Source organism: Paenochrobactrum pullorum (genome assembly GCF_041929845.1).
Taxonomy (GTDB): domain Bacteria; phylum Pseudomonadota; class Alphaproteobacteria; order Rhizobiales; family Rhizobiaceae; genus Paenochrobactrum; species Paenochrobactrum pullorum.
Window position 1 is genome coordinate 903,147 of the sequence record NZ_JBHEEH010000001.1, and the last position, 20,981, is coordinate 924,127.

Genomic DNA, 20,981 nt, shown 5'->3' on the forward strand with positions numbered 1-20,981 from the left:
TATGTTGAACCGACGTCAGATTTTAGCAGCTTCCGTTGCTGGCACTGCGGGCATGATGCTTGGGACGGCAGCTTTTGCCCAGAATATGCCAAGCGTCAATGATGTGCTCTATGATCCGGAAATTCCCGTACTGGGAAACCCTAAAGGCGATGTCACAATTGTGGAATTTTTCGATTATCAGTGCCCTTATTGCAAAAAAGGGCATGGTGAATTGCTGGATGTGGTGAAACGTGACGGCAATGTCCGCCTTGTCATGAAAGACTGGGTGATCTTTGGTGAGACTTCCACTTATGCCGCAAATCTTGTTTTGGCAGCAGAAGAAAACGGCCAATATGTGAAGGCGATGGAAGCCTTGATGAAAACACCCGGTCGCCTGACCAAAGAGCAGGTGGATGCAGCTTTGAAAAAGGGTGGCCTCGATCCGGCAAAGCTTGAAGCCACCTATAAAAAACATGCCAGCAAGATCGACGGTATTTTGCAGCGCAATATGGCGCAGGGTGATGCCTTTAACTTTGGCGGCACACCGTCTTTCGTGATCGGCACCCGTTTATATGGTGGTGTGATGAAGGAAAAAGATTTGATCGAAGCCATTAAAATGGCGCGCGCCGGCTGATTCCTTGCAAGTCAGGCGAAGACTTAAAAAGGCAGGTGTGTGGAACGCCTGCCTTCCTATTTTGGTAAAGCTTGCGGTTCATTTCAATGTGCCGATGCTTTAGAAGTCTATGTGTAGTGAAATGAATCAGAGAGTTAAGCGATGAGCGTGACAATTTATGGGATTAAAAGCTGCGATACGATGCGCAAGGCCTTCAATTGGCTGGAGAGTGTGGGCATCGACTATAAATTTCACGATTATAAAAAAGAAGGTGTCGCTGAGGCTGATCTCAAGCAATGGGCAAGCCAGGTTGGTTGGGAAAAACTTCTGAACCGTGCCGGTACCACTTTTCGCAAATTACCTGAAGAAGACCGCGCTGATTTGAACGAGCAAAAAGCAATTCATTTGATGCTGGCACAACCATCGATGATCAAGCGTCCGGTTTTGATTAAAGACGATCAGATTATTGTCGGCTTCAAGCCTGAGCTTTACGAAGAGTTTTTCAAATAAGATGTGCAGTATAAGAAGAGTGGCTGGTTGGATAGCCGCTCTTCTTATGTGTTGCTAGCGGGAAAGTGCCGAGGTTTCCGCCAGATAATTTTGATAGCTGGTGCATTTTACATCCGGCTTGTCGCAAACCTCGCGTGCCAGACGCTCCATAGCGCGCCAATAAGCGCCATCATTCATCAGCACAAAATGAAAGCCCATCTGAAACGGTGCGCGTTTGCCATTATATTGTTTTTCAAAAGCTCTTTTGAAAGCCTGATAGCTGCGCTCTTCAAAGGCGGCGGATTGTTGCGGCTGCTCTTTACCCTTGGAGTGGCGCACATATAAATTATAGTCCATCGCGATAACGGGGCGCTTGGATGGCCCTTCCGGAATAAGCGGCAGGCCGAAAGTTGCCAAACCTTGCTTGATGGTCGGGCCCTCTGGAGCATTGGCAACACCCGATGCTTGATAAATAAAGCCGTTCTTTCTCAGCGCATCCTGCACTGGTTTATCATCGGACAAATAGGGCGCACGAAAGCCGGTAATTTTATTGGTGACAAAATCCTGCCATTCCGCCGGTTCTCCGGCAATGGCATTATCTTTATAAGCTTGGGCAGTGATCCGTTTGAATTCGTTGATCTCCTGATCCCAGTCTTTGGCGCTCCATGTTTTGCCGTCAAAATGGCCGCAGCCGTGACTGGCAATCTCATGGCCTTCCAGATGTGCCTGCCAGATATGTTCAAGGCGGGTTTCGACCTCTGGTTTGTCCATTGCAAAGCCTACATTGGAGCTGCCGCGTTTTAATTTGGGCGGCTGATACTGGCTGCGGTCGGCGCGCTGCAATAAAAAGACGCAGGAGAGAAAATAGGTAAATTTGACATCCGTCTGCTTGGCAAATTCGCGGCTTCTCGCCCACAAGGCATTGTCATGCGCGCCATCAAAAGAAATCAGCACATATTGGGTTTTGGGTTCTGCCGCTGTTGCAGCCATTGCGGTTTGGCTGAAAATCAAAACAAAGGCGGCGGCAAAATTGAAAAAATGCATTAACAAGGCCAATCATAGTTCGGACAGAATAGCGGACATAAAAAGCACGCACGGAAGATTTCTGTGTTCCTGATTCTTTTAAACGGGTTGTTATAACCGCATTTATAATGCAGATGTCGGTCAACAGGGCTGTTTTCTAGATGTTGAATGTGGCAAAGGTCAGGTCATTGATATCAGAGAATAATCAGACTTGTGGTGGAAGCGGCAGCTTATTTGTCTGTCGGGGCTTACAAATGCTGCAAATTCCGATTAAAAGCTCATTTAAGTTAAAGTGATCAGCTTTTTTACCGCTACTCTCAATCGGTATTAAAGCAAATAGAAACTCAAGGTTCGACGGCAGGTTCATGGCAGACGATAGCTTCATTCGCGAGGTAAATGAGGAACTCCGGTCCGATCAGGCAAAAGCAGTCTGGCGGCGGTTTGGTCCATTGATTATCGGTTGTGCAGTGGCCATTGTTTTGGGAACGGCTGCCAATGTCGGCTATACCAGCTGGACTGCAAGCAAGTCTTCTGCTTCGGGCGACAAGTTTTTGGCAGCGCTTGATCTGGCCTCTGAGGGCAAAAATGATGAGGCTTTAATCGCGCTCGATGATCTGGAAAATACCGGCTATGGTTCTTATCCGGCATTAGCGCAACTGCGTGCAGCAACTGTTCTTTTGCAAAAGGGCGATGCCAAAGCTGCCGTAGAAGCTTTTGATAAGGCTTCACAGGATAATGCAATTCCTGCACCTTTGCGTGATATGGCACGTTTGCGTGCAGCTTATATTCTGGTCGATAACGGCTCTTATGATGATGTGGCCAAACGCGTAGAGACCCTGTCGGCAGACAGCAATCCGATGCGTCACAGTGCGCGTGAAACATTGGCATTGGCAGCATGGAAAGCTGGGCGCAATGAAGATGCGGCCAAACTGTTCAAGCAGAATGCTGATGATGCGCTTGCACCGCCTAATCTTCGCCAGCGCGCCAACACCATGCTCGATCTGATGCGTGGTGCAGGCACTTTGTCTGAAGGTTGATATTTTTACGAATAATGCCGCTGTTTGATGGACGGTATTAAAACAACGAAAAACGGGGCATCTGATGGCTTTGCTTTCAGGTGCTCTTATGACGATATGGGGAAAACCCTTCAATGTCTTTTACTCTTGCTATTATCGGACGTCCGAATGTCGGCAAGTCAACTTTGTTCAACCGACTGGTCGGGCGCAAGCTCGCGCTGGTGGATGACCTGCCGGGCGTCACGCGCGACCGCCGGATGCATGATGCGAAACTTTATGATCTGAGATTTCAGGTTATCGATACGGCAGGTTTGGAAGATGCAGCCAATGATACGCTGGAAGCGCGTATGCGTGCCCAGACAGAACTGGCAATAACCGAAGCCGACGCTATTTTGTTTGTTGTCGATGCAAAATCCGGTGTGACACCTGCCGATTTGACCTTTGGTGAAATGGTGCGCAAGTCCGGCCGTCCGGTTATTCTGGTTGTGAACAAAACCGAAGCGCGCGACAGCCAGGGCGGTCTTTATGATGCCTATCAGCTCGGCCTTGGTGATCCATGCCCGATCTCTGCTGAACACGGTCTTGGTATGGCTGATCTGCGTGATGCTATTGTTGAGGCACTTGGTGAAGAGCGTGTTTTCGCCCGTCAAAAGGCAGAGGAAGCAGCCGCGGCGGCAGATGAAGCTTTTGCACCTGCGGTGGTCGGCTCGCTTATTGGGGATGATATTGAAGATCCTGATGCGGAAAATGTGCCGTCCTATGATCCGACCAAGCCATTGCGGATTGCCATTGTCGGGCGCCCGAATGCGGGTAAGTCGACACTGATCAATACTATGCTTGGTGAAGACCGTCTGCTGACCGGCCCCGAGGCTGGCATTACCCGTGATTCGATTTCGGTCGACTGGGAATGGCGTGGACGTCAGATCAAGCTCTTTGATACCGCCGGTCTTCGTCGCAAATCCCGCGTACAGGAAAAGCTCGAAAAGCTTGCGGTTTCTGATGGTCTCAATGCCATTCGCTTTGCGGAAGTTGTCATCATTGTTCTTGATGCGACTATTCCGTTTGAAAAGCAGGATTTGCAGATCGCCGATCTGATCATTCGTGAAGGTCGTGCGCCGGTCATCGCTTTCAACAAATGGGATTTGGTGGAAGACCGCCAGATGGTGCTCGCTGATCTTTACGAGAAAACAACCCGTTTGTTGCCGCAGGTGCGCGGTATCCGTGCTGTGCCGATTTCCGGTGAGCGCGGGCAGGGCATTGATAAGCTGATGGAAAATGTGGCGGTTACAGATGAAATCTGGAACCGTCGTATTTCAACCGGTAAGCTGAACCGTTGGCTGGAAGGAGTAATTACCCATCATCCGCCGCCAGCCGTTGCCGGTCGTCGTCTGAAGATCAAATATATGACGCAGATCAAGACACGCCCGCCGGGGTTTGTGGTTTCTTGCTCGCGTCCCGATGTGATGCCGCAATCTTATGTCCGTTATTTGATTAATGGTTTGCGTGACACATTCGATATGCCGGGGGTTCCAATCCGTTTGTCATTGCGTACATCGGAAAATCCTTATGCTCATAAGGCAAAGAAAAAGCGCTGATTTTAAGCTATTCTCAATGAGTTATAAGCTCCGGATCATTTTCCGGAGCTTTTTTTGTTTTTAAATTTAATTTATAAATTTTAGTAATTGCTCTTCGATATTTTTATAGTTTTAAAAACTTCGTACTTTATAATTACTTTAATAGTTTACTCAAATAAAACACTACATATAATGTAAAATTAAATAAATATACTTAATTTAATAAATGATTTACTAATATTACCGAGAGATTAATGTAATTTTGTTAACTATCCATCAAGGTTAATACTTCATTATCGGCGTCAGTTGAGTGAGTTAAGTGTTAATTGAGTGGAGAGTCCGGTGCGCTTTTTGTCACTGCGGAAATTTGGCCGCCGTTCCAAAGGCCTGTCACAGACAGAGTGGCAATATCCGGCTCAGGGTTATTGCCCTGAGGATGGGCGTTATTATTCCGTGCGCGCTTATCCGCGCGTTGAGCCGTCACGTCGAGGTATTGTCGCGCCAGCCATGATGGCGGCAGCGTTCAGTCTTCTCAGTACTACGGCGATTGCTTTTCAAGATATGGCAAGCCTTGTCACGTCATCCGAGCAGGGCGAAAACCGCTGGACGGCTTATATGACGCCTGCGCCTGCAGGCTCCGTTCATAAGGCCGAAATGCAATTTGTTGATGCATCACTGATCACTGGTTCTGTTGCGGCGGCTGGCGTCAATGTTGAAGGAATTGGCAAGGTTGCCGTTGGGGGCGTGAATCGTCAGGCCAAGCTAGGTGTTGATGATCCAGATCCGGACGAGGGGCGTATTGTGCGCGGTGACAAGCAAGGGCGAATCGTCACGATTGCGCCAATTGCGCCGCATCGTGCTTTTAGCGCAGGCAGTTTGTTTGATCGTGTCAGTATGATTTCAAATCCTGCTGAAAAGACCGATGCGCTTATGCGCTTTGACAAATCGCCGATCGAAGGACAAGAAGTGGCCATAACCATGGCTTTTCATCGGCCGGTCGTAGCTAAGCCTAAAGTGCCGGTACCAACGATGCTGGCAAGCCTTATTACAAATGATACGCCTGATTCTCTGGCACTTGGTTATGCGCCGGTAAAACCTGATTATGCACGAAATTCACCTTTTGAAACGATTCTGACGCCGGATGAATCTGACGGGCGTTTTGTTCCGCCAATCGGTCCCAAAGATCACGCATGGGCTGCGGCACCTTTGCCTCCGAGCGCATTTGAGAAGAAAGAGCAGCAGTGTTTGGCCGAGGCTATCTATTATGAAGCCCGTGGCGAGACCGTTAAAGGGCAGGTTGGTGTTGCACAGGTTGTATTAAATCGTGTCAGAAATCCGGCTTATCCATCAACAATCTGCGGCGTCGTTTATCAAAATAAGAATATGTTGAATGCCTGCCAGTTTTCTTTCGCATGCGACGGACAAAAGCATCGTGTGACCGAAAAGGCTGAGTGGGAGATGGCAAAGCAAGTGGCAAAAACGGTTTCTGCGGGTCAGATTTGGTTGCCGGAAGTGGGGTCGGCCACGCATTACCATGCCACTTATGTCAGCCCCAAATGGGGGCCGACAATGGTGAAGGTGGCACAAATCGGGCTGCATATTTTTTATCGTACCCGCTATGGAGGCTGGAGCTGATTTTCAAGAGATTCGCGGCTATAAATATACTGTTTATGAATGTTGATCGCACGTTGCCAGATAAGTCATTGATATTATTTAATAAAAAACCTTCAAAGTGAAGTGTTTCTGCGCCTTGACTAGAAGGCCGCGTGCCAATATGTTGCGCGCAACTTGAAAGTGAGCTTTTTTCTCCTCTTACGCATATAAAGGAGGCTCTTTATGGCAAGCGATAAAGACCGCAAAACGCCATCAGGAACTGACGATGCAGCAGACGGGCAGCCAAGCTCATCTTCATCGAATTTTGCAGAACGCTTAAGCAAACTAGAGGCCGATTTGGTCAAAAAAGGGGCGCTTAAGAAACAAAATTCAAAGGACGGGCAATCTGAGAACTCAGCTCAAGTTGCGCAGGCCATGAAAATATCCAGCGAATTTATCGCCGGAATTCTTGTAGGCGCGCTAATTGGCTGGTTTATCGACCGGGTTGCTGCTACATCGCCTTGGGGGTTGATTATCTTCCTTTTGCTTGGCTTTGGAGCAGGTGTTCTGAATGTGCTGCGCGCTTCCAGTAAAGTCGCTGAAAAAGACGACTTTAGTTTAAGAGCGAAAAAGCGCGAAAAAGAATAGATATTGTCTTGGGCTATTGCTAAGACGCTTTTGACTAAATACGAAACTTGTGTAATGCATTTTTCGTGAGAGGCTTTTTAAAAAGCCGGTGACTTCAACGCCTGCGGGCAACGGACGATAGACGAGGTTAAGGTGGCAAACGATCCGATCCATCAGTTCCAAATTTCCCGGTGGATTCCTATCGACGTCGGCGGTGTCGACCTCTCTTTCACCAATGCATCAGCTTTTATGGTCGCAACTGTTGTTGTGGCTTCAGCATTTCTCTTCCTTTCTTCATCGGGTCGCGGACTTGTGCCAACCCGCATGCAGTCTGTGGCAGAAATGGCTTATGAATTTGTCGCGACAAGCTTGAGAGATTCTGCCGGATCAAAGGGGATGAAATTCTTCCCCTTTGTCTTTACGTTGTTCATGTTCATTCTTGTCGCAAATTTCCTTGGTCTGTTTCCGTATTTCTATACAATCACAAGTCAGATCATTGTAACTTTTGCTCTGTCCTTGCTCGTCATCGGAACTGTGATTGTTTACGGTTTTTACAAGCATGGTCTGGGCTTCTTGAAGCTGTTCGTTCCGCAAGGTGTGCCGATGATTATCGTGCCGCTTGTTGTTGTGATTGAAATCATTTCGTTCTTGTCACGTCCGATCAGCCTTTCAGTTCGTCTTTTTGCAAACATGCTTGCAGGTCACATTACACTCAAGGTCTTTGCAGGCTTTGTTGTATCGCTGTCCTCGCTGGGTGCATTGGGTATCGGCGGTGCAATTCTGCCGTTGATCATGACCGTTGCAATCACTGCGCTGGAATTCCTGGTTGCATTCCTGCAGGCCTATGTCTTCACAGTCTTAACCTGCATGTACATCAATGATGCTGTACATCCTGGTCACTAAAAACTTCTCGCCGGCGGATTTCCGCCAGAACAGAAATCCGCATAGCTAATTAATCCAAAAGGAGCTCATCATGGAAGCGGAAGCAGCAAAATACATCGGCGCGGGTCTTGCCTGTTTCGGTATGGCCGGTACGGCCCTCGGTCTCGGCAACATCTTCGGCAGCTACCTTTCAGGTGCACTGCGTAACCCATCTGCAGCTGACAGCCAGTTTGGCCGTCTGGTGTTCGGTTTCGCTGTTACGGAAGCTCTGGGCATTTTCTCTTTGCTCATCGCGCTTCTGCTCTTGTTCGCTGTCTAAGATCGACGCAACAAATATGGCCTGACCGCGCTGTTCTTAAATTTAAGGATTATGCGCGGTCGGCTGTTGCATATGACGCCTGAGTGAAGAGGAAGATTGGATGTTCGTGTCCACGGCGTTTGCCCAAACAGCAACGGAAGCCCAGCCTGTTGAAGCTGTGCATACCGAAACCGGTATTGCCCATGAATCCGGCACGGGCGGCGTGTTTCCTCCGTTCGATTCTACCCATTACGCATCGCAGCTCTTGTGGCTCGCTATTACGTTTGGGCTTTTCTATTTATTCATGTCACGCGTGGTTGTACCACGTATTGGTGGCGTGATTGAAACTCGTCGCGATCGTATCGCACAGGATTTGGATCAGGCAGCCCGTTTGAAGCAGGACGCAGACAATGCGATCATTGCTTATGAAACAGAACTGTCACAAGCCCGTACCAAAGCCGCTGCAATCGGTAATGAAGCACGCGAAAAAGCGAAAGCAGAAGCTGAAGTAGAGCGTGCTGCTGTAGAAAAAGCTTTGGAAACAAAGCTTGAAAAAGCTGAAAACAGCATTGCAGAAATCAAGGCGAAAGCCATGAGCGATGTTGGTGCCATTGCTGAAGAAACCGCAGCAGATATTATTGATCAGCTGATCGGTACCAAGGTTGATAAATCAACGGTCACCGCTGCTGTCAAAGCAGTCAGCGCCTGAAGGAGACGATGATGGACGCTACGTTTTGGGCACTCGTCGGCCTCGTAATTTTTCTGGCTATTGTCGTTTATCTTAAAGTGCCTGCTATGCTTGCCAAATCTTTGGACGAGCGTGCAGAAAAAATCTCTAAAGAACTCGACGAAGCACGTACACTGCGCGAAGAAGCTCAGGCACTGTTGGCAGAATATCATCGCAAGCGCAAAGAAGCGGAAAAGGAAGCAAGCGACATCGTTGCTGCTGCTGGTCGTGAAGCCAATGCGATTGTTGAAGATGCCAAGCAGAAAACAGAAGAATATGTTGCACGTCGCAACAAGCTGGCTGAACAGAAGATTGCCAGCGCCGAAGCTGAAGCGATCAAAGAAGTTCGCACCACTGCTGTTGAATTGGCTGTGGCTGCCGCAAGCCGCATCGTTGCCGATAAGGTAGATGCTAAAGCTTCTGCGACATTCTTTAAAGACTCTCTTGAACAGGTTAAATCCCGTTTGAACTAAGAGTTTGATCAATTAAATTTTAAAACGCCATCTCTTCATTGAGGTGGCGTTTTTTATTTGTGCTGTAGAATTGTTACTTTTAAGCCCTTTCAGGGATTGGAGATGAGCAGCGCAGGGAAGGCTGCTTTGAAAGCTCAAATTCTATCCGATCTCAGCATTTGGTTCAGCGAATGAAACGGCCTTTGATCGGTGCAAATGTATAGCGGTGAAGACCGGGGATCGGGCCTGACGTTTCAATTGTATCACGATGTTTGGCTGTACCGTAACCCGCATGAGCTTTAAAGCCATAGTCTGGATGGTGCTTGCCGGCTTGCTCCATCATACGGTCACGGCTGACTTTGGCAACTATGGAGGCAGCCGCAATAGAGACAGAACGCTGATCCCCCTTGATCAGTGCTTCAGCCTCACAGCTGAGGTGTGGGGGCACATCACGTCCATCTACAAGTGCATAGTCGATATTTACTGCCGAGGAAGCCACAGCGCGCTGCATGGCGGTGAGGGCGGCTTTACGGATATTGCTATTGTCGATGTCATCAGCACAAAGACTAACAACCGATACCGCCAATGCATCGCGTAAAATTATCTCAAAGAGTATGGCGCGTTTTGTAGCTGTAAGCCGTTTGGAATCATCTAGTCCTAAAGGCAGATTATCTGGATCCAGCACAACGGCTGCGGCGACCACTGGGCCTGCCAGTGGCCCGCGTCCGGCCTCATCAATACCTGCCACAAATTGACAGCCATTTTGATAAAGCCGATCCTCATTGGAAAAATCGGGCGTATAGTGGAGGGGAAGGGGTGGTGAAGAATCAATAGTTTTACGAGCCATGAGGCAGAGTAGAGCACTTAACCGTTAAAAATAAACAACGGAGATGTTCATTCTTACATCATTGGTTGCTTCATTTCTTATCAAAACAATGAAAGCTGTGTGCCGCCTTCCTGCCGCGGGCTGAACAGATCGGAACGCAAGCGTTTCTTGCTGGTGTTGAGCCCCAGTTTTTTGGCCGCAATCTCAAATCGTCTGCCGATTTGCCAGGCATAAGGGCCTTCGCCACGCATGCGCTTGCCCCATTCAGCATCATAATCTTTGCCGCCACGCATCGAGCGCAAAAGCGACAAGACATGCCGGTATTTGTCAGGATAGTTACGTAATAACCACTCTTTGAAAAGCGGTGCTACTTCCAATGGTAAGCGCAGCAAAACATAGCCGGCTTCTTCAGCGCCGGCAGCAGCAGCAGCATCCAGAATACGCTCGATTTCGTGGTCGTTAATACCTGGAATGACAGGCCCCAACATCGCTGATACGGGGATACCTGCTTGTGCCAGTTCACGCATGGTTTGCAGGCGCAATGTTGGCGTTGCAGCGCGCGGCTCCATCGTGCGGGATAGTTTGGCATCCATAGTCGTGACTGATAGTGCAACCTTGACCAGACCTTTTTGCGCCATACGGCTCAAAATGTCGATGTCACGGGTGATGAGGCCGGATTTTGTAACAATAGCGACGGGATGTTGCGCGTCTTCCAGCACTTCCAGCAGGCCACGCATAATGCGCCACTTTTTTTCAATCGGCTGATAAGGATCGGTATTGCTACCAATGGCAATGGTACGAGGGATATAACCGGCCTTGGATAGTTCACGCTGCAACAGATGCGGCGCATCCGGTTTTGCGAATAGTTTGGCCTCAAAATCAAGGCCAGCCGAGAGCCCCATATAACTGTGCGTCGGGCGTGCAAAGCAATAGATACAGCCATGTTCGCAACCGCGATAGGGATTGATGGAGCGATCAAAGCCTAAATCTGGCGAATCATTGCGGGTGATGATGGTGCGCGGTTTTTCTACCTGCACTTCGGTTTTAAATGGCTCCAGCTCTTCAAAGCTTTGCCACCCATCGTCAAAATCAGCACGTGAATATTGCTCGAAGCGACTTGACGGATTGATACCGGCAGCACGACCGCGCCTTCTGGATTGCTCAACCCGTAAGCCGTTTTCGGTGATTATGGCATTGGCATGTTCAGCACGCCCGCTGCTGAAAGCTGCCGTATCTGCTTGTTGAATAGCATCCATCGTCTTCTCCTTTGCGGAAAAGTGCCACCCTCTAGGGCGTTTCCTGATTATCTGATAGCTACGGACAAGATTTTAGAATCTGTACTCCGTCTGTTCTTTTATATATAGAGCAGAAATCAGAACATTACAAGAACAATATCGCCTGTTATTTTTTACGGCGCAAATGCTCGTCAAGGCGCGGCATTATCTCTACAAAATTGCAGGGCATGTGGCGGTAATCAAGCTGATATTGCAGGATTTCGTCCCAAGCGTCGCGGCAAGCTCCGCTTGAGCCGGGCAGGGCAAAGACGAAAGTTTGGTTTAATAATCCAGCCAGCGCACGCGATTGAATGGTAGAGGTGCCGATTTTTTCATAAGAAATGCGATGGAAAATAGTCGAGAAACCATCCATCCGTTTTTCAAACAGAGGTTCAAGTGCTTCCGGTGTCACATCGCGCCCGGTAAAACCTGTGCCGCCAGTGGTTATTATGACATCTATATCCGGTTGTTTTGACCATCTCGTGACGATGGTTCGGATGGCTTCGATATCATCGGGCACGATGGCGCGTTCAACGAGCTTGTGCCCTGCATCGCTTAGTCTTTGTTGCAATGTATCGCCGGACTTGTCGTCGGCCAGTGTACGCGTATCGGAGACGGTCAGAACTGCGATGCCGACGGGTATGAAACTGCGTTCATTGGCCATGGTGAACTCCCTTATCGGCTGCCATAGGTTTGAGAGGTGACTGCAAACCAATTAGGATGAGCTTGGCGAATTGCTTGCTTTGCCTTCTTCATAATATCCGGATTGGAAAAAACGGCAAAACAAGTGGCACCTGAGCCCGACATCTGGACAAAATCCGCACCCAAAGCCGCCAGTTCTTGCAAATGGGATTGCAATTGTGGTGCCAGGGTTTCAGCGGGCTTAAACAAATCATTACGGGTATTACGCAAATAGGCGCAGACCTCGGCGCTGGATTGAAACACCTTTGGCGGTGGCAAAGGCGGATTATCGCGTTTTTTGAGTGCTTTGAAAACAGTAGGCGTGGCAAGTGCTGTGCCGTCATTAATCAGTAGAATATGCAAAGCCGGAAATTGATTGAGAGGCCGAAGTTCTTCGCCAATGCCGCGCACCATCAGTGGTGCACCGCTTTTTTGGCTGTGCAGGCACATTGGCACATCAGCGCCCAGTTGCAAACCCAGTGCCAAAAGGGTTTCATCGGAGAGATCAAGTTGCCACAGCTCGTTGAGGGTGGTGAGAGCCGCTGCCGCATCGGTGGAGCCGCCGCCAATACCGGCAGCAATAGGCAGTTTTTTTTCCAGATGAATATGAACTGGTCTGCACTTTGCCGGATTTTGTGCGCGCAGCAGATCACGCGCTTTTAGCACCAGATTATCACCATTAAGCGGTATCAAAGGCGCATAATAACCACTGACGGTAAAATCATCATGATCGGCAGGGGAGACGAGAATGCGGTCGCCAAAATCACCAAAAGCGACGATCATTTCCAACTCATGATAGCCATTAGGACGTTGGCCGGTCACATGCAACGCAAGATTGATTTTCACAGGTGCCAGACGGGAAATCGTAGCATTGTCTGCGATGGGGGCATAGCTCGTCATGAAAACAGTTTAATCCTTGCGAACGCGATATTCGCCGGTTTCCGGATCCTGCTCCAAGGTGCCATGAGCGCGGTTTTGCGCTTCTTTTTCTTCGCGGCGGACTTTCTTGGAAACCCGTACGGCTTCACGTTTGAAAGAGCGGTAAACATACCATGCAGCGGCTGCAATCAGCAGAAGAAAAATAATCTGAGGCATGGCTTACTTGTCCTTAAACCTTAATGCTCATGGGGCTTTATCTGCACTTATCAAATCAGATGGTGACTATGATAAGGCAGAGAAGAAGCGTTGCAATTCTTTTATTCTGTTTGCGCTTTAAAGGCCATAGCGCGACCAAAGTGCTTTTTCCTCAATTGTGGAAAGCATGGCATCGCCGGTTTGTGACGCAACTTGTGCCAGAGCTTCACTCTTAAAGCCGATGGCGGGGAGCTTTTTGCCAAGGAGGCCGCGCTGCGGCTGGATAAGTTTCAGCTTGGTTTTAGCACCATAATGTTTCATCAAATGGCTGCGAATATCGCCAAGAGCGTCAACGAGACCCAGTTCTTTGCCTTTAATGCCTGTCCAGAACAGACCGCTGAAAAGATCGGGGGCATCGCTTAATTTTGCGCCGCGACGCTCCAAAACCATATCGATAAAAGTTTTATGCACTTCCAGTTGCAGGGCTTTCAGGCGTTCAATATCGGCTTCTTTTTCCGGCAAAAACGGATCAAGTGATACTTTGTTTTGACCAGCGGTATAAACGCGGCGCTCGACACCGATTTTCTTGATCAGTTCGGTAAAGCCGAATGATGAAGAAACCACCCCAATGGAGCCGACGATGGATGACGGGTCGGCAATGATTTCGTCGCCAGCGAGTGCAATCATATAGCCACCCGATGCTGCAACATCTTCGACAAAGACATAAACTTTTTTCTTCTTTTCTTCAGCTAATGCACGGATGCGCTGATAGATAAAGCGTGATTGTACGGGAGAACCGCCCGGCGAATTGATGGTGATTGCCACTGCGGGCGCGAGCTTGTCTTCAAAGGCTTTTTGCAGCTCACCCGCCACACTTTCCAAAGAAAGGCTTGGGCGCAGACTGTTGCCACCACTCATAATGGCGCCATGCAAACGCACCACAGGAATTTCAACATGTTTCGTGCGAAAACGACGCGGAATGATGCGGGCGATAAATTTAACCAAAATGAGGGCTCCGTGAGCAGAATAGGGCAGGTATAAACAACTACATTGTCTGTGCAGATTTCTTATTTAGGAAGCAAATTTGAAAACGCAAAGAAAAACGCCCGACCAGTGCATTGATCGGGCGTTTTTTATCCATTTATTGTTTAAATGCGCGTTTTTGTTGGTGCAACACGTAACAGCAGATAGCCGATTACTGCGGACAGGCCGGAGCCCATCAAAACGCCAAGCTTGGTTTCTGTCTGCATCAGTTCGGACGGGAACGACAATAAGCCAATAAAGATACTCATGGTGAAACCAATACCGCAGAGAATGGCAACGCCATAAAGCTGCAACCAGGTGGCACCCATCGGCTTTTGTGCAAGGCCCAATTTGATGGCCAGCCATGCGGCACCAAAAACACCGATCTGCTTACCGATGAACAAGCCGCCGGCAATGCCGAGGGTCAGGCTGTCGGTGACGACGTCCATATTGATGCCGGTGAAGGAAATACCCGCATTGGCAAAACCGAAAATCGGTACAATCAGGAAGGCAACCGGCTTTGCCAGCGCATGTTCCAGAATATGCAATGGGGACGACATATTGTCAGGACTGCCCGGTGCCGGCTTCAACGGGATAGTCAAAGCGGTAATCACACCTGCAACCGTTGCATGCACACCGGAATTCAGCACGAAGAACCACAAAAAAGCACCAACTACCAGATAAGGCAGGATTTTCATTACGCCCATGCGGTTCATGGCAAAAAGCACGATCGCGGCACCGGCAGCGGCACCCAAATATGGCAGCGAGATTTCAGCCGTATAGAAAACAGCAATAATCGCAACTGCTGCCAGATCATCGAGGATCGCAAGGGTTGCCAAAAACACTTTCAGGCTGGTCGGTACGCGTGAGCCAAGCAGCGATAAAACACCAAGTGCGAAAGCAATATCGGTGGCGGAAGGCACCGCCCAGCCGCGCACTTTAGCCGGATCATCAAAGTTCATCCATGTGAAAAGCAGGGCGGGAACAATGACGCCGCCCGCTGCGGCCAAACCCGGCAACATGCGATTCGGCCAGCTGGCCAATTGGCCGTCGACAAATTCACGTTTGATTTCCAAACCGACGAGCAGGAAGAAGACGGCCATCAACAGATCATTGATCCATTCCAGCACGCTTAAAGGGCCAAGTTTGGTGGCAAGGCCGCCAAAATAAGCACTGGCAACAGGTGAGTTGGCGACCACAAGCGCAAGAGCGGCTGCTGCCATCAAAGTGACGCCACCGGCGGATTCTGCATCGAGAAACCGACGCAGCATGGATGGCGGGCGGACGGGCTGGGAATTATGATTCATCAGTCAGAGTGCCTGTAGTTATTTTTTGCGTGGAATGGCTTAAAAGCCGTCATAAAAGACTAGTGAGACCGTTATTAATGGCAATAGCGCGTTCTGTGAAGCTGTTGCCGGTATTTTCGTGCAAGTTTAGCCCCGGTTCGAAGTTTAACGGAGCCTTGCTGCCCTTCACGCCAATCAAGATAAGGCGGATTGCAGGCGCTTGCGGTCGCGGGTGGATAGGGATGATCCGTATGGCGCCAAACCGTGCCGATAATGCGGTGAGAATGGTATAAAGTGAGGCCGGACGGGCAATAATCGCCACAGAGCCGCCTGGCTTTACAATCGCTGCCGCGGTTTTAACCCATGTCTCAAACATGTCGGGTGGCATCACATGGGCTTCGGCTTTAAGTGCGTGTGGTGTCGAGCGATCAGCGGCCGAATTGAATGGCGGGTTCATGATCGCAAAATCAAAATAATTACTTGTAAGACCAGCTTCTTCGCGTTTTTTACCCGTCAAAGACACATCTGCATTGAGTAAAGACAAACGCGGCGCCAAACCGGCATTGACTTCCAATGCCATGGATTTGTGGGCAAATTCCGCCATCAGTTCAGAGCGTTCAATCAGTGTCACTTGTGCTTGCTCGCAGCGTGCTGCAACGGCAAATCCGGCAGCACCCGCACCGGCACCAAGATCGGCGACACGCCCGCTAAATCCATCCGGCACTGAGGCTGCCAGCATCATGGCATCAACACCGGAACGGTGGCCTTTCAAGGCCGGCTGAATGAGATGAAAGCGGCCGCGATGAAAAACGTCTTCTGTCTCGCCTAAAGTTTCCAAGCTTGTCATTTCAGGCATAAATTATTGTCGCAATTCAGTTTCGATACCGGCATCGATCAGACATTGTCTGGCGCGTTCTTTTTCAGATGCTTCTACCATCAGGCGACGTGGCAAAATGCCGAGTGAACCTTCAATGATGCTCATATTCGTATCGGCAATAAAATAGCCGATATCCGCCTCTTTCATCAAGGCTTCGGCAAAAGACAACAGAACCGGATCATTGGTGCGCAATAATTCATACATGGTTTTCAAGCGCCTTTTGTCATATTTTTAATATCTGGCATATTTTATTCACCTGATGCCGGATTTATTGATTTATATCACTGTGCCGACAATTAGTAGCGTTGACAACATGTACCCGACGATGTTGTGAACAGCTTAACAATGAATTATAGCGCAGAGTATAGAAATTTGCTGCTTGAGCATTAAGAGACGCTTGAATAATGTATGCGCGCATACAGGAGTAATGACATTGGGTGTGGTTCTCAACATCGGCGATACAAAAACGAATACTGGTTCGGTTCAGCCTTTGATCGACCTGACCAAAGCCGATATGGCACGGGTAAACGAATTTATTCTGGCACGGGCCGGTTCTGATGTCGAAATGATTCCTGAAGTGGCGAACCATCTGATCTCGTCAGGCGGTAAAAGATTGCGCCCGATGATGACATTGGCAACGGCCAGAATGTTCGGTTATGAAGGCACTGGTCATATCAGCCTCGCAACGTCGGTGGAATTTATGCACACTGCCACGCTTTTGCATGATGATGTGGTGGATGAAAGTGATTTACGCCGCGGCAAAAGTACAGCGCGCATGATCTGGGGTAATCAGGCTAGTGTTCTGGTTGGTGACTTCCTGCTTGGTCAGGCTTTCAAGATGATGGTTGATGTAGGCTCGCTCGAAGCGCTCGACGTGTTGGCAACTTCTGCCTCCGTTATCGCCGAAGGTGAGGTTATGCAATTGGCTGCTGCCAAAAACATGGACACCACGGAAGAAGAATATTTAGCCGTTATTAAAGCCAAAACAGCAGCGCTTTTCTCGGCCGCTGCTGAAGTGGGCCCAATCATCGCCGATGCCGGTGATGAGGCACGCAAAGCTTTAAGCTCTTACGGTCTTAATCTTGGTCTTGCCTTCCAGCTGATTGATGATGCACTTGATTATGGCGGCAGTGCTGCGGATTTGGGTAAAAATACCGGTGATGATTTCCGTGAAGGCAAAATCACCATGCCGGTTTTGCTGGCCTATAATCGTGGTTCTGATGAAGAACGCGCGTTCTGGAAACAAGCAATGGAAGAGGGCAATAATGACGATGCCGCTCTTGCCAAAGCGACCGAACTGATGGTGAAAGCCAACTCCATTGCTGACACTGTACAACGTGCGCGTGACTTTGGGGAAATGGCGCGTGAAGCGCTGAAGCCATTGCCAAATGGTGCTCATAAAGATGCACTGATGGACGTTATTGATTTTTGTATCAGCCGCGTGAACTGATTTTTTACGCTGCCTCACAGCTTAGTGAGGCAGTGACATCACCGCAAAAAAGCCATTGTTTGAAGTCCAGCTAGGTCTGACTTTAAAATGAGAGGTTCATATGCGGATAAAAAGCCGGAAGCGACGGTTGTCAGGCAGGATTTTTCATTTAACAATCTTGCTGACAGAATAAAAAAGGATAGTTTGGAATGCGGCGCCGCCCAGTTTTACGTCCTCTTTATGCAGCTTTGAGCATTTTGCTCTCCGGTGCTGTGTTACCCGTTTCCGGTCATGCTTCGACAAACAACTCTGTGTCGCAAGCGGAGCCTTATAAATCCATTCGCGTGGGTTCTTTCGCTGGTGCTTATCTGGCAGGCCGCGTTGCTGAAAATGATAATAATATGCCTGCAACGATTGATTTTTATCGTCAGGCATTGGCATTTGATCCGGGCAATTTGCAGTTAAAGCAGGATTTGCTGCTGGCCTTGCTCACCAATGGCCAGTTTGAAGAAGCGCTGCCTTGGGCAAAAGAGCTGCAAAATAATCCGGAAATTGAACGTTTTTCCCGTCTTGCTCTGGCGGTTGATGCCATTTCGCGCAAACAATATCGGCAAGCTCGTCCATTGCTGGATTACTCTGTGCAGTCCGACATGGATAAACTGTCCTCACAGCTGATTAAAGCTTGGGCAAATTATGGTGCCGGTAATCCAAAAAATGCAGCTGCCGCTATTGAAGCGATCAAAGGGCCGCAATGGTTTAAGCTGTTTCGCACATATAATTCGGCTTTGATGGCGGATTTGTCCGGACAGGTGAAGGCCGCTGAAGGTTTTTATCAAAAAGCAGTGGCGGATAAAGCCGGTGGCGGTGCTGCCCCTGATACTTACGAACGCATCGTCATTTCTTATACAGGTTTTAAAGCGCGTCATGGCGATATCAAAGGTGCGATTGAGATTTTGAAGAGTGCTGAAGAATTGCTGACCGGACGCAAAACTTTAGCCGAGATGCGTTATACGCTTGAAGCAGGCAAAGTGCCTGAACGCTTGATTGCCAACCCGCAACAGGGTGCGGCAGAAGTTTTATATTCGCTTGGCACGGCGATTAATCGCAGCGGTGCAGAAGCTTTTGCTAAATTATATTTGCAGATGTCACTGCCATTGCGTCCCGATGATGATGCGACATTGTTCCAGCTTGGTGATATATCAGCGAAATTACGCCAGCCGGAAAGCGCGATTGATTATTATGGCCGAGTGCCGGAAAGTTCCTTTTATCGTAATGATGCCGAGATGCAGCTGGCGTTGAATTTGGCGGAAAGCGAAAGAGAAAAAGAAGCGATTGCACATCTGACCGCTTTGCTGGAGCGCGACAAAAAGGATATGCGCACCTATCTGGCCTTGGGCAGTGTTTATGCGCAGGCAAAAGATTATGCCAATTCAGCCAAGACCTATGATCAGGCTGTCGCCTTAATTGAAAAACCGGAGCGTGCAGATTGGACGATCTATTTTCAGCGCGGCATTTCTTATGAACGCTTGAAAGAATGGGAAAAGGCCGAGCCTAATTTTAAGCAGGCTTTGGAATTGTTCCCGGATCAGCCGCAGGTGTTGAATTATCTGGGTTATTCATGGGTTGATATGGGTATCAATCTTGAAGAAGCACTGGATATGATCCGCAAGGCTGTCGAATTGCGTCCGCAGGATGGGTACATTACAGATTCGCTCGGTTGGGCTTATTATAAGCTCGGGCGCTATGATGACGCCGTGGCAGAGCTTGAAAAGGCGGTTAAACTGCGCCCTGAAGATGCGACAATCAATGACCATTTGGGCGATGCTTATTGGCAGGCCGGACGTCAGTTGGAAGCCACTTTCCAGTGGAACCATGCGATTGCCGGTAAACCGGAACCGGAAGAACTTGCCAAGATTGAGGAAAAACTCAAAAAGGGCTTAAGCGCTCCGGAAAATCCGGTCAAAGCGGATACACCGGAAGATGATAAGCCGGACCCGAAGCTTTAACTCAATTTTTCACGACATTGACAGGCTCGGTTCAGCTAAGGCTTGACCCATGCAGGCGGACAATTTAGACCGAGCTATTCTCTTGAAACACAGACGAGGCCCGTACGTGACCACCACGCTGCCTGACCACATGCATCCGACCCGCTCTTTTCAGGGCTTTATCATGGCGCTCCAGAATTACTGGGCGAACCATGGCTGCACTATTTTGCAGCCATATGACATGGAGGTCGGCGCAGGGACGCTGCATCCGTCCACCACATTGCGTGCGCTGGGGCCTAAACCTTGGAATGTCGCCTATGTGCAGCCTTCACGCCGCCCAAAGGATGGCCGCTATGGTGAAAATCCGAATCGTATGCAGCATTATTACCAGTATCAGGTGCTGCTAAAACCAAGCCCGCCAAATTTGCAGGAGCTTTATCTGGGCTCGCTGAAGGCGATTGGTATTGATACCGAATTGCACGACATCCGCTTTGTCGAGGATGACTGGGAAAATCCAACCACCGGCTCTTGGGGTTTGGGTTGGGAATGCTGGTGCGACGGTATGGAAATTTCGCAGTTCACTTATTTCCAGCAGGTTTGCGGCATTGAGTGTGCGCCCGTTGCAGGTGAATTGACCTACGGTTTGGAACGTCTTGCCATGTATGTGCAGGGCGTGGACAATGTTTATGATTTGAATTTCAATGGTTTGGAAGGTGAGGACAAGGTCACTTATGGCGATGTGTTCTTGCAGACCGAGCAGGAATATTCGCGTTACAATTTCGAGATCGCCAATACGGATATGCTGCATCAGCATTTTGAAGATGCGGAAGCAGAATGTAAGGCCGTTTTGGATTTTGGAGTATCACAAGAGGCGGGGAGTGCTGAAGGTACGACAGGGAAACTACACAAGTGCGTGTTCCCGGCCTATGACTATGCGATTAAAGCATCGCATATTTTCAACTTGATGGATGCACGTGGTGTCATCTCGGTGACTGAACGACAGAGCTATATCTTACGTGTTCGCAATCTGGCGCGCCAATGTGGTGAAGCCTTCTTGCAGACCGAAGCCGGTGGCGTAAATTATAAAAATGAGACACGCTGATGCCTGATTTATTACTTGAGTTATTTTCCGAGGAAATTCCGGCACAGCCGTTCGCCCGCCGCGTAGCGAGGACGGACAAAGAAGAAAATAAGCATGCGGAGGGCGCACGCTGATGCCTGATTTACTATTAGAACTTTTCTCCGAGGAAATC

At 49.1% G+C, this 20,981-nt stretch carries 23 protein-coding genes; 13 read left to right on the forward strand and 10 right to left on the reverse strand.

Annotated features, from left to right (window positions below; translation table 11 throughout):
• The first annotated feature begins 1 nt into the window (after position 1).
• Entirely contained in the window at positions 2-613 is a 612-nt protein-coding gene (locus tag JNC77_RS04265) for a DsbA family protein (RefSeq protein WP_374829745.1), read from the forward strand.
• Positions 614-754: 141 nt separating this feature from the next.
• Complete coding sequence (locus tag JNC77_RS04270; RefSeq protein ID WP_374829747.1) at positions 755-1,102, forward strand: ArsC family reductase; 348 nt, start codon at positions 755-757, stop codon at positions 1,100-1,102.
• A 54-nt stretch (positions 1,103-1,156) separates the two neighbouring features.
• On the opposite strand, the gene JNC77_RS04275 is transcribed toward JNC77_RS04270, so the two are convergent.
• Positions 1,157-2,125: a polysaccharide deacetylase family protein gene (locus JNC77_RS04275; protein ID WP_374829749.1), complete on the reverse strand. Its 969-nt coding sequence runs from the start codon at positions 2,123-2,125 to the stop codon at positions 1,157-1,159.
• Positions 2,126-2,469: 344 nt separating this feature from the next.
• On the opposite strand from JNC77_RS04275, the gene JNC77_RS04280 reads away from it, so the two are divergent.
• The 8 genes from JNC77_RS04280 (at position 2,470) to JNC77_RS04315 (ending at position 9,294) form a co-directional block, all read left to right on the forward strand.
• Positions 2,470-3,141, forward strand: coding sequence for a tetratricopeptide repeat protein (locus JNC77_RS04280; protein WP_374829751.1), 672 nt, complete (start codon positions 2,470-2,472; stop codon positions 3,139-3,141).
• Between the two features lie 113 nt (positions 3,142-3,254).
• Entirely contained in the window at positions 3,255-4,715 is a 1,461-nt protein-coding gene (gene der / locus JNC77_RS04285) for a ribosome biogenesis GTPase Der (protein ID WP_374829753.1), read from the forward strand.
• A 321-nt stretch (positions 4,716-5,036) separates the two neighbouring features.
• The gene (locus tag JNC77_RS04290) at positions 5,037-6,329 is read left to right on the forward strand and encodes a cell wall hydrolase (protein WP_374829755.1); all 1,293 of its coding nucleotides are present in this window, start codon (positions 5,037-5,039) and stop codon (positions 6,327-6,329) included.
• 201 nt (positions 6,330-6,530) lie between these two features.
• A complete protein-coding gene (locus JNC77_RS04295; RefSeq protein ID WP_374829757.1) occupies positions 6,531-6,935 on the forward strand; it encodes an AtpZ/AtpI family protein in 405 nt (134 codons plus the stop codon).
• 132 nt (positions 6,936-7,067) lie between these two features.
• Complete coding sequence (locus JNC77_RS04300) at positions 7,068-7,817, forward strand: F0F1 ATP synthase subunit A (protein ID WP_374829759.1); 750 nt, start codon at positions 7,068-7,070, stop codon at positions 7,815-7,817.
• A 70-nt stretch (positions 7,818-7,887) separates the two neighbouring features.
• Entirely contained in the window at positions 7,888-8,115 is a 228-nt protein-coding gene (locus JNC77_RS04305) for a F0F1 ATP synthase subunit C (RefSeq protein WP_007632966.1), read from the forward strand.
• Positions 8,116-8,215: 100 nt separating this feature from the next.
• Positions 8,216-8,803 carry a F0F1 ATP synthase subunit B gene (locus JNC77_RS04310; RefSeq protein ID WP_374829761.1) on the forward strand — a complete coding sequence of 196 codons (588 nt, stop codon included), beginning with the start codon at positions 8,216-8,218 and terminating at the stop codon, positions 8,801-8,803.
• Between the two features lie 11 nt (positions 8,804-8,814).
• Positions 8,815-9,294, forward strand: coding sequence for a F0F1 ATP synthase subunit B (locus JNC77_RS04315; RefSeq protein WP_374829763.1), 480 nt, complete (start codon positions 8,815-8,817; stop codon positions 9,292-9,294).
• Positions 9,295-9,457: 163 nt separating this feature from the next.
• Here JNC77_RS04315 and rnhB read toward each other — a convergent pair whose 3' ends face one another.
• From rnhB to JNC77_RS04360, 9 genes are all read right to left on the reverse strand, one after another.
• Entirely contained in the window at positions 9,458-10,120 is a 663-nt protein-coding gene (rnhB, locus tag JNC77_RS04320) for a ribonuclease HII (protein ID WP_374829765.1), read from the reverse strand.
• An 80-nt stretch (positions 10,121-10,200) separates the two neighbouring features.
• Positions 10,201-11,355 (reverse strand): PA0069 family radical SAM protein, encoded by a 1,155-nt coding sequence (locus JNC77_RS04325; protein WP_374829767.1) that lies wholly within the window; start codon positions 11,353-11,355, stop codon positions 10,201-10,203.
• Positions 11,356-11,500: 145 nt separating this feature from the next.
• Positions 11,501-12,037 (reverse strand): molybdenum cofactor biosynthesis protein B, encoded by a 537-nt coding sequence (gene moaB, locus JNC77_RS04330; RefSeq protein WP_374829769.1) that lies wholly within the window; start codon positions 12,035-12,037, stop codon positions 11,501-11,503.
• Between the two features lie 11 nt (positions 12,038-12,048).
• A complete protein-coding gene (locus JNC77_RS04335; protein ID WP_374829771.1) occupies positions 12,049-12,954 on the reverse strand; it encodes a 4-(cytidine 5'-diphospho)-2-C-methyl-D-erythritol kinase in 906 nt (301 codons plus the stop codon).
• Positions 12,955-12,963: 9 nt separating this feature from the next.
• The gene (locus JNC77_RS04340) at positions 12,964-13,149 is read right to left on the reverse strand and encodes a hypothetical protein (protein ID WP_374829773.1); all 186 of its coding nucleotides are present in this window, start codon (positions 13,147-13,149) and stop codon (positions 12,964-12,966) included.
• Positions 13,150-13,266: 117 nt separating this feature from the next.
• Entirely contained in the window at positions 13,267-14,133 is an 867-nt protein-coding gene (locus JNC77_RS04345; RefSeq protein ID WP_374829775.1) for a S49 family peptidase, read from the reverse strand.
• A 143-nt stretch (positions 14,134-14,276) separates the two neighbouring features.
• Positions 14,277-15,458, reverse strand: coding sequence for a Na+/H+ antiporter NhaA (nhaA, locus tag JNC77_RS04350; protein ID WP_374829777.1), 1,182 nt, complete (start codon positions 15,456-15,458; stop codon positions 14,277-14,279).
• A gap of 49 nt (positions 15,459-15,507) precedes the next feature.
• Positions 15,508-16,284 (reverse strand): tRNA1(Val) (adenine(37)-N6)-methyltransferase, encoded by a 777-nt coding sequence (locus tag JNC77_RS04355; protein WP_374830491.1) that lies wholly within the window; start codon positions 16,282-16,284, stop codon positions 15,508-15,510.
• A 12-nt stretch (positions 16,285-16,296) separates the two neighbouring features.
• Positions 16,297-16,518 carry a putative signal transducing protein gene (locus JNC77_RS04360; RefSeq protein WP_374829779.1) on the reverse strand — a complete coding sequence of 74 codons (222 nt, stop codon included), beginning with the start codon at positions 16,516-16,518 and terminating at the stop codon, positions 16,297-16,299.
• A gap of 229 nt (positions 16,519-16,747) precedes the next feature.
• On the opposite strand from JNC77_RS04360, the gene JNC77_RS04365 reads away from it, so the two are divergent.
• From JNC77_RS04365 to JNC77_RS04375, 3 genes are all read left to right on the forward strand, one after another.
• Positions 16,748-17,764 (forward strand): polyprenyl synthetase family protein, encoded by a 1,017-nt coding sequence (locus JNC77_RS04365; RefSeq protein WP_374830493.1) that lies wholly within the window; start codon positions 16,748-16,750, stop codon positions 17,762-17,764.
• Positions 17,765-17,952: 188 nt separating this feature from the next.
• Complete coding sequence (locus JNC77_RS04370; RefSeq protein ID WP_374829781.1) at positions 17,953-19,749, forward strand: tetratricopeptide repeat protein; 1,797 nt, start codon at positions 17,953-17,955, stop codon at positions 19,747-19,749.
• 130 nt (positions 19,750-19,879) lie between these two features.
• Complete coding sequence (locus JNC77_RS04375) at positions 19,880-20,830, forward strand: glycine--tRNA ligase subunit alpha (RefSeq protein WP_374830495.1); 951 nt, start codon at positions 19,880-19,882, stop codon at positions 20,828-20,830.
• The last annotated feature ends 151 nt before the right edge of the window (positions 20,831-20,981 follow it).